This is a genomic window from Mucilaginibacter boryungensis, from assembly GCF_015221995.1.
GTDB lineage: Bacteria > Bacteroidota > Bacteroidia > Sphingobacteriales > Sphingobacteriaceae > Mucilaginibacter > Mucilaginibacter boryungensis.
This window is the reverse complement of sequence record NZ_JADFFM010000002.1, coordinates 747,852-762,422: the sequence shown is the minus strand read 5'-3', so window position 1 is coordinate 762,422 and position 14,571 is coordinate 747,852. Positions and strand designations below refer to the sequence as shown.

Sequence of the window (14,571 nt, the reverse complement as noted above, 5' to 3'; positions counted from 1 at the left end):
GACTTTCGTAGTTTTGTGGCATAATGATCTCTGCTTTCAGGAACTATAACCCGATTAACATTTTTTGGCTGGCTATACTGCTGGTAATATTGCGCGTTTGTTATTTGTACAACGCACCTGCCAATACCGAACTTGTTTTAGTAGAATCATTTGCCCGGTCGCTGGTACCGGGGAACAATATAAATACCACATCCCTGCCTGTTAGCGTTTTAATTGCCGGCGTAATTGTATTTATACAAGCATTGTTAATTAACTATGTAGTTAACCTTTATAATCTTTTCGGCAAATCGTCATTTTTACCGGCGTTGATGTATGTTACGGTATCGGGGTTATTTACCCCGTTTTTAACGTTAAGCCAGCCATTGATCTGTAATTTCCTGGTAATATGGATGATATATAAGCTGCTGAGTTTTTATAAAAATCAGGATATAAAATCAAACGCGTACGATCTGGGGATGATTGTTGGGCTGGGCAGTATTTTCTATCTGCCGTTTATTTACTTTTTTTTAGTGATATGGGTTGCCCTGATTATTTTTCGCCCGTTTGATTGGCGCGACTGGGCAGCATCCATTATGGGCTATGTTACCGTTTTCTTCTTCCTGGCGGTATATGATTATCTTACAGATCATATCCACGATTTTTATAAGATATGGCTGCCGCTTGGTACGGCATTCCCGGGCAGCATTAAAATTCTTAACTACTATAACTACCTGTTGCTGATACCGGTTATCATTATTCTTATTCTTTGTTTTTTCAGGCTGCGCAGCAATTTCTTTAAAAGTTATGTGCTGGTGCGCAAATCGTTCCAGTTATTTTTCTTCACCTTTATCATCGCCGGACTGGCATTTTACGTAAAGGCCGATTTTAGGTTGAACCACTTTTTGCTGTGTGCTATACCCGTAGCCATCTTTTTTGCCTACTACTTTTTGTATGCTACCAGCCGCTGGTTTTATGAAACGCTGTACTTTTTACTGTTTGCAGGTATTATTTACTTCCAGTTTAACACTTTTTAACCTTTACATTCTTTCAGGTTGCGCGGGTTATATTAGATTTGTAGCATGAAATTTGGCGTAATCACTTTCCCGGGGTCCAATTGCGATGCGGACATTATCTATGTTTTAGAAAAAATAATGGGCCAGCAGGTAGTTCCGTTATGGCATAAAAGCCACGATCTGCAAGGTGTAGACTTTGTTGTACTGCCCGGCGGTTTCTCTTTTGGCGATTATCTGCGTTCAGGCGCTATCGCGCGTTTTTCGCCCATTATGCAGGAAGTGATCCAATTTGCCGCTAAAGGCGGTTATGTATTGGGTATTTGCAATGGTTTCCAAATACTTACCGAGGCCGGTTTATTGCCAGGCGCTTTATTGCACAATAGCAACCGCAAGTTTATTTGCCGTAATATTTATTTGAAAGCGCAAACAACACAATCGCTGTTAACGGCACAGATTGATCCTAATCGTGCTTTGAAAATACCAATAGCCCATGGCGAAGGGAACTATTTTGCCGATGCCGATGTGCTGAAAGCCATAAATGATAATAACCAGGTAATGTTCCGTTATTGTGACGAAGCCGGTAATATTACTGCCGATGCTAACCCTAACGGATCTATCGAAAATATTGCCGGGGTAACTAATGCCAGCCGCAATGTGTTTGGCCTGATGCCGCACCCTGAACGTGCTTCGGATACCCTTGTAGCGAACGAGGACGGCCTGGCCATTTTTGAATCGATATTATCGCTGGTTAAAGCCTAATGGCCAACCTGGTTATAGATATTGGCAATAGCTATACCAAAGCAGCGGTTTTTAATAACAATGAACTGCTGAAAATTGAACATTATAAAACTATTGATATACCCCAGCTGAGCGGGTTGACGGATGGGTATACTATTAACCAGACCATCATATCGTCGGTTAAAAAGGAAAAGGATAGCTGGGAAGAAGAATTAAAAGCAAATATGCCCCTGGTATATTTTACAAGGGAAATGGCAACGCAAATAACAAACCACTACCGCACGCCGCAAACTTTGGGTATAGACCGTTTGGCAGCAGTTATGGGGGCGCATTGTTTATATCCTGATAAAGATAACCTGGTAATAGACGCAGGCACCTGCATTACTTACGATTATGTAGATGCGGGTGGAAATTATTACGGTGGCAGCATATCGCCGGGGTTGCAAATGCGTTTTAAGGCCATGCATAATTATACAGCGGCTTTACCGTTAGTAAACGCGGACAGTAATTTTGGCCAAATGTTTGGTGCAGATACCGAAAGCGCCATATTATCGGGTGTGCAAAATGGCCTTAAATATGAATTAACGGGCTTTATTGAAAATTACCGCAATGGTAAGCCCCAACTAAATATACTATTAACCGGGGGCGATGGGATTTTTTTTGATACACTATTAAAAAATAGCATCTTTGCCCCCTATATTAAAAATGAACCTTATTTGGTTCTGCAAGGATTAAACGCAGCGATACAACAGCATAATGATTAAATACTACAGGGCTTTAACTGTTTTTTTACTGTCAGTAGCCGTAACAACGGCCATGGCGCAATCAACCGCAACTACCAGTTCCCCTTATTCAAGATATGGTTTAGGTACTATCGACCCAATTTTATTGCCGCAAAATGTGGCAATGGGTGGCATAGGTGTAGCAACTAACCAAATAAACGGTTATAATAATGTTAACCCGTTAAACCCTGCTTCCTATTCATCAATGCGCTTAACCGTGCTTGATATTGGCATGTACGGTAACTTTTCAAGTTTCAGCAAAGCAGGGCAGGCTAATCAAACTAATTCAAATTTCAGGTTAAGCCACATAGCTGTAGGGGTGCCGGTTAGCCAGCATTCGGCTTTAAGCTTTGGGTTATTGCCATATAGCGAAGTGGGTTATAAATACACCCAAACATTAAGTCGTGGTTACGGCACAGGCTCGCCTACCGATACCAATGTAGTTAATAACGTTTACAGTGGCGAGGGGGGGTTATCAAAAGCTTATTTAGGTTATGGATTTGATATCGGCAGGCATTTGGCTGTAGGCGCTAACGTATCATATATATTTGGTAACCTGAAACAATTCAGTTCAACCGAGTTCCCTAACTTATACGGCGCGTTTAACTCGCGTCAGGAAACCAATAATGCTATTGGCGGGTTGAATTACGATTTTGGCGCCCAATATACTATCGATTTTACAACCGAGCGCCGCTTAACACTGGGCTATTCAGGTTCGGCTGGTACAAAGCTTAATTCGCAAAGCAGTTTTATTGTAAGCCAATACCAGGTTGATTTTACAAACGATAATGAAGCCGTAGCTGCAGATACTATTGTAAATAAGCAAAACCCTTATACTAAAATTCAATTGCCTTTAATTAACCGCTTTGGTTTAGCTTATCAGTACGACCGTCATTTCCTGATAGGTGCCGATTATAGCATGGGTAATTGGTCTAAATTAACTATAGGAGGGGCTAACCAGGGTTTGCAAAACACCCAAAGCGTTAACATTGGCGGACAAATTACACCAAATGCCAACTCGCTGCATAGCTACTGGGCAGTGATGGATTATCGGTTGGGGGTACACTTTGATAAAACTTATGTTGCTATAAATAATCAGGATATCAAGCAAGAAGGGCTTACCTTTGGCCTGGGCCTGCCGTTAAAAGCCAGCGGTACCAGCTTCTATAAAATAAACATTGCAGGCGAGTTTGGCCAGCGCGGTACACTAAGCAATTCGCTGGTTAAAGAAAAATACTTTAACGTACATTTAAGCTTTACGCTTAACGATAAGTGGTTCCAAAAATATAAGTTCGATTAATTTTAATTAACGGCATATGTATAGGCGGGTTAATTATTTGCTGTGCTTTTTATTATCCGCAAGTTTGGGCCTTATGCTATTAAGCGCCTGTACCAACGATCTGAAGAAGATCCGGGAAATATCTGCTAAAGAAGTAAACAGCCCGGCCGATACCACCCGCGGGGTAGATGTGATATTTAGCGACTCGGCTAAAGTAAAGGCACGCCTGATAACCCCATTAATGCTGGAATACCCTATAAGCAAAGACAATAAGGAAATATACAGGAAGATGCCTAAGGGCCTTAAGGTTATTTTCTTTGACAAAGACCATAAAGAATCGGGCACTATTGTGGCCGATACCGGGTATAACTACGAAGCAAGGCAATTGATATTTCTGAAAAAAAATGTGGTGATCACCAGCGCTAAAGGCGATGTTTTTAAATCGGACGAGTTGAACTGGAACATGGCTACCCATCAGATAACCAGTAACAAGCCTATTGATATTAGAATGGCCAACGGTAATATCCTGCATGCAACCGCTATGGAGACTAACGAAAAATTTGACCCATATGTATTTAAAAATCAAACGGGGCTTATCTATGTCAACCGGAATTTAGATCAGTAACCCTTAGTTATATATACCCGTTGGTATAGTACACCCACTGCTTCCCATTATTGTAGTATCTGTACAAAAAGCAATTATCGATTATTATTTATAATTATTTATTATTATTTGATAGGGTGCGAATTAGTGTCGAAATTATTCAATAAATTCCTTTTTTATTCGCCTGAAATTTGGTATATTGTAGTATGTTCTTTGAGAAATGGCGGCGTATTAAAATCGTTGCTTAATACCCACTTCTAACAGAGACAGGCCAATAATCCACCAGATTAGCATCGTTAGGCCTGCATAAATAAGAGGCCAGCCCCGCGGTTATTACCGTCCAAATTGCTTTTTTTAGTCCGTTGCAATCTTAACTTCGAAAAGCAAATAAATTAGATAATAATGGATGATAAGATTGTACATTGTGGTGCTGAACATTTACATCATCATCGGGAGATTTTAAGCAATATATAAAGTAAACAGGCCAATAATCGGCTGTTTTATAATCTCAAAATTTGTATGATAGATTTTTACTAAAAATTGTATCTTGCGCCCTCTTTTTAAACGAGTTAATATTTTTTAAGATTATATATGGGTATAATGAATTTTTTGCGGGAACGGATGGGAAAGATTCTCGCAATTGTGATTGGTTTGGCGTTGTTTGCTTTTATTATTGGTGAGGTTGCAAGATCCGGCAGTTCATTTATGCGCGGTTCACAAAACGATTTAGGTGAAGTAGCAGGTGAAAAAGTGCCTTACGATCAGTTTTCGAAAAAGGTTGATCAGAATACAAAGAACTTCCTGCAGCAATCGGGCCAGGCACCTACGCCTCAAATAACAGGATATATTCAGGAAACCACCTGGAACGAGTTTGTAAGCAAGATCATCCTTAATAAGGAGATTGATAAACTGGGTATAGTAGTTGGAGTTGACGAAACCCGCTCGATGATCAGCGGTAACAATCCAAACCCGCAAATAGTACAGGCCTTCGGCGATCAGAAAACCGGGCAGATAGACAGGCAAAGATTAAACATGTTCCTTAACAATGTGGCAACAGCAAAAGCTGATGACCCTATGAAGGTGCAATGGAATGAATTTGTGGCCACCATGGTGGAGTCAAAAAAGGCTGAAAAATACATGTCGTTAGTGCGCAATGGCCTGTATGTTAACTCGCTTGATGCTAAAGATGATTACGAAGCAAGGAACAAGCTGGTTAACTTTAAATATGCCGAGTTGGATTATGCATCTATCCCTGATAGCAAAGTAACCTTAACCGACGACGATTACAGCAGTTACTATAATGACCATAAAGGGCAGTTCAAAAATCCACAGGAACTACGCAGCTTTGAGTATGTAAGTTTTAACGCGTCGCCATCAAAAGAAGATACCGCAGCGGTAAAAACACAAATTGATAAGTTAGCCACCGATTTTAAAACAGCTACCAACGATTCGCTTTTTGTACAGGTAAATGCCGAAACAAAAACACCATTAACTTACCTGCACAAAGGCCAGTTAGAACCAAAGCTGGATTCGGTAATGTTTAACGCCGCAAAAGGCCAGGTATACGGCCCTTACTTTAGCAATGGCAGTTATAAGGTTGCCAAGTTGGTTGATAGCCGTGTAGGCCCCGACTCGGTTAAAGCAAGTCATATTTTGTTAAACCCGGCTACCGAAGGCGGTGTAGATAAGGCTAAAGCTAAAGCCGACTCTTTAAAGAAACTAATTGCCGGTGGCGCTTCTTTTGCAGAATTAGCTAAAAAATTCTCGACCGATAAAACGTCGGGAGAAAAAGGCGGCGAGCTGGGTACATTCGGCCGCGGCGCTATGATCCCTGCTTTTGAAGAAGCGGTGTTTGATGGTAAAAAAGGCGATTTGAAAGTAGTTACCACGCAATTTGGTGTACACATTATAAAAATAGACGATCAGAAAGGGTCTTCGAAAGTAGTTAAGGTAGCTATAGTTGATAAGCCTTTAGTTGCCAGCAGTAAAACGCAATCTGCGGCATATGCCAAAGCGCAGGCGTTCCTGGCATCTTTAACTAAAGATAATTTTACAGCCGAAAGCCAAAAACAAGGTTTGCAAATAAAAAAGGCAGATGATGTAAACGGTGTTGCTGCGGCATTGCCCGGCTTGGATAACGCCCGCGAAATTGTAAGATGGGCCTTTAAAGCCGATAAAGGCGACTATAGCGATCAGGTGTTTACCTCAGGTAACCAATACGTTATTCCGCGTTTAACAGTAATTAAACCAGCAGGTACTTTGCCACTTGATGTTGTTAAAAAACAAATTGAAAATGATGTGCGCATTATGGTTAAAGGCAAAACGTTAATTGCTAAGCTTGAAGCTGCTATGAGTGGCGCTTCATCAATTGATGCGGTTGCACAAAAAGCCGGTACCAAAGCAGTGCCTGTTGAAAATATTGTATTTGCTAATCCTGTTATCCCGGGTTTAACTGCTGAATATAAAGTAGTTGGTACCTTGTTTGGCCTGCAATTACACAAACTGTCTAAACCGGTAGCGGGCGTGCATGGCGTATATGTAGTTGAACCCGAAAGCTTTATTAACCCTGCGCCAATGGGCGATGCTTCAAAACAAAGGCAGCAAATTGCACAAGCTATTGCTCAGCGTGCCGACAATATGGTGTTTGATGCCTTGAAAGATAAGGCGAATGTAAAAGATTACAGGGCTAAGTTTTTATAAGCCATAATTAAAGTAATTTTGCATCCGGGATAGGCGTAAGTTTATCCCGGATTTTTTGTTACAGGCTTTATACAGAAGATGATGGACATACAGGAAAATATCATTAACAAAGTGGCCCAAAGCGGCCTGGTTACGCTTGACCCAGCTGCATTTTATCCGGCCGGAGATAGGGTGGTGTATGATATAAAAGATAATTTATTTCATGGACTGATCCTTAAAGAGAAAGATCTCAGGGAGTTTGTAAAAGAACACGATTGGGCACAGTACCAAGGTAAAAACGTGGCCATAACCTGTAGCGCCGATGCTGTTGTGCCAGCCTGGGCCTATATGTTATTAGCCAACCGTATGGCACCCTATGCTCGCGAAGTTGTTTTTGGCGATGCAGCTGTGATGGAGACCGTATTGTTTGAAAAAGCACTGGCGGCTACCGATCTGGAACAATATCGCGACCAAAGAGTAGTTATAAAAGGATGCGGTGATACAGAGGTACCCGTGTCGGCCTATGTGGAGTTAACTAAACGGCTTACCCCAATTGTTAAAAGCCTGATGTTTGGCGAACCATGCTCAACTGTGCCCATTTATAAACGTAAGGATTAACCTTTAATGAGAGTACTATTCCCTTTATTATTCCTTTTGAATGCAGCCTATGCTTTTGCTCAGGAACCATATAAAAACACCGAAGAAGTCTTTAAAGTTGGCGAACAACTGAACTATAAAATGAAATACGGCTTCTTTACCGCGGCCGAAGCGCATCTACGGGTTGAGGAATCGGACATTAAATTTGATGGTAAACCAGCTTACCATATTATTGCCGATGGCAATACCGCCGGCACTTTTGATGTTTTTTATACTGTGCGTAACCGTTACGAAAGTTATATTGATAAAACCACGCTGCTGCCTTATATGTATACAGAAAACCGCCATGAAGGTAGCTGGAGACATACCGATAAAGTACTGTTTGACCATAAAGAAGGAAAGATAACTGCCAATAAAGGGATATACCAATTTAAGGGCAAGGTGTTTGATTTTCCGTCGGCTTACTACTTTGCCCGCTGCCTGGATGTAAGTAAGCTGAAGATAGGCGAGCAACTGCAATTGCGCTATTTTTTGGAAGATAGCATACAAACATTAAGCATTACCTATGTGGGCAAAGAGAAAGTAAGTTGTGCTTTAGGTACATTTAATTGCCTGAAGTTTAATCCAACAATTATACCCGGGCGCATATTTCGTAAAAACAGTAAACTTTATCTTTGGATAACCGACGATCAAAACCGCATACCTGTAAAGGCGCATGTAGAGGTAATTGTAGGCAGTCTTACAATGGAGCTTACCGACGCCAAAAATTTGAAATATCCATTAAACCCCATTAGTAAATAGTTTTATGATAGAAGTTGGCAGTGTGCTGGTGCATGAAGATGTTGTGACCGAAAATTTTGTGTGTAATCTTAACAGGTGCAAAGGGGCCTGTTGCCTGGAAGGCGACTCGGGTGCACCGTTAAATAAAAATGAGCTGGAGATACTGGAAGAAATATATCCGAAAGTAAAGCCATATATGACACCGAAAGGGATAGAAACTATTGAACGTGAGGGCACCCACGTAACCGACTTTGAAGGCGATTATACTACTCCGTGTGTGGATACTAACAAAGAATGTGCGTATGTAACCTGGGAAAATGGTATCACCAAATGTGCTATAGAGAAAGCTTACGAAGCGGGTGATATCAGCTGGAAGAAACCTATATCGTGTCATTTATATCCCATTCGCATAACTAATTACCCCGAATTTGATGTGCTGAATTACGATCGCTGGAGCATATGCAGCCCGGCCTGTAGCTTTGGTAACGAGCTTAAAGTACGTGTGCACGAGTTTTTAAAAGAACCATTGATCCGTAAATATGGCGCCGAATGGTACCACGAACTTGAAGAACAATTAGCAGGTATTTGATAAATATATGATACGTAATATCATAACAGCCGCGGTCAGGGTAGGTTTAGGCATTCAAAATTGCCTTTATGTAAATGAGCTGTCGGCTATAATAACGTGGGATGATATTTCGTTTGCTAATACTGGTGATAACAAAAACCTGTTGGATATTACAGTTAGGGAGTTTGTTAAGACGGTATTCGCCGGACTGGGTATTGAGGTTGAATTCAGTGGAAAAAATGAACACGAAAAAGGAGTGATCATTGATGTTGAGGAAGATAAAATTATGCTTTTGGACTTGAATATCGATGTGATAAAATTTGGCCAAACTATTGTAAGGGTAGCGTACGACGCACATAAATTAGCGGTTAAGCAGTTCACTAACACTATAGTTGAATCCGGCAAAAAATTAGATTTGCACACGGGATCCGATCTGGATACATTGATAAAGGGGCTAATCAAAGAATCTTTAGTACTCGAAAATATTTGATTCGAACAATACTACTATTGCAAGGATCTGCTTTGTTAATCAAAAATCTCTCTGGCGTTTTTTTAAAATTACACCCCTCGCTTAATAGTGCGTTACCACTATAAGGTAACGAATTTATACTGGGACTTAAGTGATCGTTATTAGCGTTAATTAACGGAGCAAATACCGTTTTTTCACCCCCTTTTGCTGGTATTGAAAATGCTTCCTTTGTTGCTGTAATTACGGAAATTCAACAAGGATATAGATTGCAGTTTGATAAGTATTGTAACATTTATAATAACATAATAAATACTGAAGAAAATATTTTTTGCTTAAAAAGCATATTTGTCAATATATTTAACATTTACGTTAATTTATTAAATAAATAGCAATAAATATATCCTTTTTTGCCTTGTTTTTAAATAATAGTATTTTTTTGTTTTTATTTTTAATAATCTGAATATTGATTACATTTGTAAAAATCCGTTGATTTTAAGCTCTATTATCACAATATTATAATTAAATCCGCTTCTCATGAAAAAAAATTTACTTCTAAAATTTTCTATTGCTGCAAGTATCCTGGGGTTAACCAGCCTGGGCGCTTTTGCGCAATACGAAAATCCTAAGACAACCTTGGGTTTTAACGTCGGCACCCAAGGTGTTGGCGTTGAAGGGAAGATGTTACTCTCCGATCGTTTTGGCGTTCGTTTGGGAGGAAGTCTGATCCCTGTCAACAACATCGAATCTAAACAATATTTAGGTTCTAATCAAACAACAATCGACATCGCTCCACGATTTTCGAATGTTCACTTATTAGCCGATTGGCGCCCATTTGCATTTAATAGCGACAACCCACTTTCAGGAAACTTCAAATTAACCGGGGGGGTAGCTTATTTTATTAAATCACAAGGCACAGCCACCATCGGTTTAACTAATTCTTATTACTACGGTGATATTGAAATACCAACCCAGGACGTTGGTGTTGTAACTGCTCAGGCAAAATGGAGCCATGTTGCTCCATATGCAGGGTTCGGTTTGGATAACATTCCGGTTTTTAATGGTTTCTTTATCGGCTTCGATATGGGGGCTTATTATTTTTCTGCGCCTAAAGCCAGCATTGTTGGCACCGGTTTTTTGCAGGACAATGATCAAAACCAACCACAGTTACAAAGTAATTTAAAATCATACAGGTTCCTGCCGGTGTTCCAGGTTAATTTCAATTTCAATATCAAATAAGAAAAGTGATGAAACGACTTATAAAAAATTATTATTTCCTGCCGGCAATACTATTATTGACCTTGGTTTCGGTAATAGCTATTAGATGTAAAAAGCCGACTGATGGTATTAACATTACTGTAAATACATCAAGCTTGTTTCACTACACTGCTTTAGTGCAGGTTGTAGACCCAAGCGGCTCTGTGCCAAATAATCTTACTGTTACTGCTTCGGGCCCTGGTGCTGGTGCAATTTACGGTATCGACGGAAAAAAAGCCTTGGCCGCCCCAGGTGGTATTATTGCTTTGGCTGTACATCCTAAAATGGAGCCTACAGCCACCGCGCCAATAGTTTTTAATTTAACCATTAGCGGTCCGGGATATTTAACTTTAGTTGTACCTGTAACTATTTCTTCTACTCAAAATAGTCAGGTTATTAAAGCTAACATTTTAAACCTTACCGTTGCAACACCAGGTGTAAGTAATGCCAGCACAACTGCTGCAGCTGTAGGGGGGACTGTTGCTACCACTACGGTTTTAACTACGCCAACAAGCGTCGGTAACCCCGAATCAACAACAATAACATTGCCTGCTACCACTAAACTACAAGATGCAAATGGTAACACCATAAATGCAAGTAGCGTATCCGTATCGGCCAATAACTTTAACACCAGCCAACCATCAACTGTTAACCTGTTCCCTGGTAGTTCATTAGCATCTACCAATGTTGTTGATAACACAGGCGCTACAACATCAGCGGTATTTGTTCCTGCTGGTTTTGTAAACGTTGACATGACTGCCGGTGGTGTTGCTGTTAAAAAATTCAGCGCGCCAGTCACCATATCGATGACACTTGACCCCGGTTTTAAAGACCCAACAACTGGTGCTACGCTTGTAGCGGGTAACACGCTTGGTATTTATAGCTATTCAAATGACACAGGGCAGTGGAAATTCGAGCAAAATGCTCCCGTTACTGGTACAGCTCCTAACTTATCTGTTACCTTTACAACTAATCACTTGACCCAGTTTTTTGCAGGTAAAACATTAGCAATGCTGGCAAAATTCGCTATAAATATTACTGCACCATGGTATGTGAAAGGTACAGCAACTAATATTACCGTTACCGCAGCCATTGTTAATGGGCCAAGCTATAATATTTACCAGCAAACATTCCAACTGGATGATTTATTAACTTTTGTATTGGATAATAAATTACCTGTACCAGCAACCACAACCCAAATATTACTCACGTTTACAAGCAGTACAGGTACGACATTGGGTAATGCTACACTGACTACAAATGGAACAAGTGTTAACGTGACGCTTTCAGCACCACCGGCTAATCCACCTGTTACGCTGTTGCTAAATTTAGATTGTACACAAGCTAAACAAGGCGCTATTGTCACTCCGCCAGATTTTTATTTGCTATACAAGCCGACAGGCCAGCCGGTTGCAAACTATGCTATATTAGGTCAGGTTAAAAACGGTGGTTTAACTACTACTCAATTATCTGCCACTGCAGCATATGACTTCAAAGCTATTTTAAATAGTAATGTTAAAGAAGTTATTAACCATACTGTTGCCGAGAATACTGCAGCTAATCAAACAGTGGGTGGTGTTAGCTTTAATGGTACTAAAGTGCCTGCGCAAAACAAAATTGATATCAACGCCTTGTGTAATTCGTTACCATAGTATTAAATAAGTTATAACTAAAAGCCCCGGCCTTGCTAAAGACCGGGGCTTTTGCTTTAGCATGCCTGCAATTGCGCAAATGGCTACGCATGGTAGAATGCGTTATTCACCCTATTATTAATTATAGTCAGGAAATGTCTTATTAAGACGCGATGATATGCGCGTTAGGCTTAATGCCCATTGTTTTTACGGTTTTAGCAATGGCAGTGGCATCATATCCACATTCGGCCCAAAGTTCAGGCTGTTCGCCGTGTTCGATAACTATATCGGGGATTCCCAGGCGGGTAATTTGTGCGGTATATTGATTGTCGGCCATAAATTCAAGTACGGCACTGCCCACACCGCCTTCAAGGCAGCCATCTTCAACGGTTATTATTTTACTATATTTTTTAAACACCTCGTGTAGTAAGGCTTTATCTAAAGGTTTTGCAAAACGCAAATCATAATGAGCAGGATAGTATCCTTCCGAATTTAACTGCGCCACAGCTGTTACAGCTTCATTGCCTATGCTGCCAATAGTTAGTATGGCTATTTCCTCGCCATCGCATATTTTGCGGCCCTTGCCTACAGGGATAGCTTTAAACGGGCGTTTCCAATCAACCATTACACCATTGCCACGCGGGTAGCGAATAACAAACGGGCCTGCATTATCTAACTGCGCCGTATACATCAGGTTACGTAGTTCTTCCTCGTTCATTGGCGATGATACCACAAGGTTAGGGATGCAGCGCATATAAGCAAGATCGTAAGCGCCATGATGCGTTCCGCCATCGGCACCAGCTAAGCCGGCGCGATCAAGGCAAAATACTACGTTCAGTTTTTGTATAGCCACATCGTGTATTACCTGGTCATACGCACGTTGCATAAAGCTGGAATAAATATTACAGAAAGGTATTAAGCCTTGTGTAGCCAATCCAGCCGAAAAAGTTACAGCATGCTGCTCGGCAATACCTACGTCAAACGCACGGTTGGGCATAGCCTTCATCATCAGGTTAAGTGAACTACCTGAAGGCATAGCGGGGGTAACTCCCATTATCTTATTGTTTTGCCCGGCCAGTTCAATAATAGTGTGCCCAAATACATCCTGATATTTAGGTGGCTGGGGTTTATCGTAAGTAGCTTTTTTTATTTCACCGGTTATCTTATCAAACAAGCCTGGCGCGTGCCATTTGGTCTGGTCTTTCTCAGCCAGGGCGTAACCTTTGCCTTTTACGGTAACGCAATGCAATAGCTTAGGGCCGGGTATATCGCGCAGATCGCGTAATACTTTTACCAGGTGCTTTACATCGTGACCGTCTATAGGGCCAAAATATCTGAATTTTAAAGCCTCAAAGAAATTGCTTTGCTTAAGTATGGTACCCTTAATGCTTTTTTCTATCTTCTTGGCTATTTTAAATGCATCGGGCCCAATGGCAGATAGTTTGTTCAGTACATAGGCAATATCATCTCTAAAACGGTTGTACGATTTCGAAGTAGTAATATCGGCCAGGTATTCTTTTAACGCCCCAACATTCGGATCAATAGACATATTATTGTCGTTCAATATCACCAGCAGGTTGGAATTTTCAATACCGGCATGGTTAAGCGCTTCAAAAGCCATCCCTGCGCCCATTGAGCCATCGCCTATAACGGCAACATGCTGACGATCGGTTTCGCCTTTGTATTGTGATGCTACAGCCATGCCTAAAGCAGCCGAAATAGATGTAGATGAATGTCCTACCCCAAAGGTATCAAATATACTTTCGGAACGCTTTGGAAACCCGCTAATGCCGCCGTGCATACGGTTGGTATGGAATACATCGCGGCGGCCGGTTAAAATTTTATGGCCATAGGCCTGGTGGCCAACATCCCAGACTAATTGATCGTAAGGGGTGTTTAATATATAATGCAAGGCAACAGTTAATTCAACCACACCCAGGCTGGCGGCAAAATGGCCACCGTTTACCGAAACCACATCAATAATATACTGACGTAATTCCTGGCATACCTGCTCAAGTTCATCTTCGTTAAACTGCTTTAAATCAGAAGGTTGATTGATTTTTTGTAAAAGTTTACCAGCGGGTACCTGCATTGATATTTATTACGGATATTTAACTTACAAAGTAAGGTAAATATTATTAAATAACATTAACAATTATTGGTTTTTAATCTTAATTATTGTAAAAAATTTCAAGGTT

General features: G+C 40.8%; 13 protein-coding genes. 12 read left to right on the top strand and 1 reads right to left on the bottom strand.

Features of this window, described 5'->3' with window-relative positions; genetic code table 11:
* Window positions 1–23: 23 nt before the first annotated feature.
* From IRJ18_RS16285 to IRJ18_RS16230, 12 genes are all read left to right on the top strand, one after another.
* Complete coding sequence (locus tag IRJ18_RS16285) at window positions 24–1,013, top strand: DUF6427 family protein (protein WP_194107364.1); 990 nt, start codon at window positions 24–26, stop codon at window positions 1,011–1,013.
* Between the two features lie 45 nt (window positions 1,014–1,058).
* On the top strand, window positions 1,059–1,751 hold the full coding sequence (purQ, locus tag IRJ18_RS16280) for a phosphoribosylformylglycinamidine synthase subunit PurQ (protein ID WP_194107363.1): 693 nt from the start codon (window positions 1,059–1,061) through the stop codon (window positions 1,749–1,751).
* On the top strand, window positions 1,751–2,494 hold the full coding sequence (locus IRJ18_RS16275; RefSeq protein ID WP_194107362.1) for a type III pantothenate kinase: 744 nt from the start codon (window positions 1,751–1,753) through the stop codon (window positions 2,492–2,494). Before purQ ends, IRJ18_RS16275 begins: the two co-directional genes overlap by 1 nt.
* Window positions 2,487–3,812 carry a PorV/PorQ family protein gene (locus tag IRJ18_RS16270; protein ID WP_194107361.1) on the top strand — a complete coding sequence of 442 codons (1,326 nt, stop codon included), beginning with the start codon at window positions 2,487–2,489 and terminating at the stop codon, window positions 3,810–3,812. Before IRJ18_RS16275 ends, IRJ18_RS16270 begins: the two co-directional genes overlap by 8 nt.
* A gap of 16 nt (window positions 3,813–3,828) precedes the next feature.
* The gene (gene lptC / locus IRJ18_RS16265; protein WP_194107360.1) at window positions 3,829–4,416 is read left to right on the top strand and encodes an LPS export ABC transporter periplasmic protein LptC; all 588 of its coding nucleotides are present in this window, start codon (window positions 3,829–3,831) and stop codon (window positions 4,414–4,416) included.
* 570 nt (window positions 4,417–4,986) lie between these two features.
* Complete coding sequence (locus IRJ18_RS16260) at window positions 4,987–7,095, top strand: peptidylprolyl isomerase (protein WP_194107359.1); 2,109 nt, start codon at window positions 4,987–4,989, stop codon at window positions 7,093–7,095.
* A gap of 81 nt (window positions 7,096–7,176) precedes the next feature.
* The gene (locus IRJ18_RS16255; protein ID WP_194108261.1) at window positions 7,177–7,692 is read left to right on the top strand and encodes a DUF2480 family protein; all 516 of its coding nucleotides are present in this window, start codon (window positions 7,177–7,179) and stop codon (window positions 7,690–7,692) included.
* Window positions 7,693–7,698: 6 nt separating this feature from the next.
* Window positions 7,699–8,472, top strand: a complete 774-nt coding sequence (locus IRJ18_RS16250; protein WP_194107358.1) for a DUF3108 domain-containing protein — start codon at window positions 7,699–7,701, stop codon at window positions 8,470–8,472.
* Window positions 8,473–8,476: 4 nt separating this feature from the next.
* Window positions 8,477–9,040: a DUF3109 family protein gene (locus tag IRJ18_RS16245; RefSeq protein WP_194107357.1), complete on the top strand. Its 564-nt coding sequence runs from the start codon at window positions 8,477–8,479 to the stop codon at window positions 9,038–9,040.
* A 7-nt stretch (window positions 9,041–9,047) separates the two neighbouring features.
* Window positions 9,048–9,509, top strand: a complete 462-nt coding sequence (locus IRJ18_RS16240) for a hypothetical protein (RefSeq protein ID WP_194107356.1) — start codon at window positions 9,048–9,050, stop codon at window positions 9,507–9,509.
* Between the two features lie 513 nt (window positions 9,510–10,022).
* Window positions 10,023–10,724, top strand: a complete 702-nt coding sequence (locus IRJ18_RS16235; protein ID WP_194107355.1) for a hypothetical protein — start codon at window positions 10,023–10,025, stop codon at window positions 10,722–10,724.
* 8 nt (window positions 10,725–10,732) lie between these two features.
* Window positions 10,733–12,394, top strand: coding sequence for an autotransporter outer membrane beta-barrel domain-containing protein (locus IRJ18_RS16230; RefSeq protein ID WP_194107354.1), 1,662 nt, complete (start codon window positions 10,733–10,735; stop codon window positions 12,392–12,394).
* Window positions 12,395–12,536: 142 nt separating this feature from the next.
* On the opposite strand, the gene dxs is transcribed toward IRJ18_RS16230, so the two are convergent.
* The gene (gene dxs, locus IRJ18_RS16225; RefSeq protein WP_194107353.1) at window positions 12,537–14,465 is read right to left on the bottom strand and encodes a 1-deoxy-D-xylulose-5-phosphate synthase; all 1,929 of its coding nucleotides are present in this window, start codon (window positions 14,463–14,465) and stop codon (window positions 12,537–12,539) included.
* Window positions 14,466–14,571: the final 106 nt, after the last annotated feature.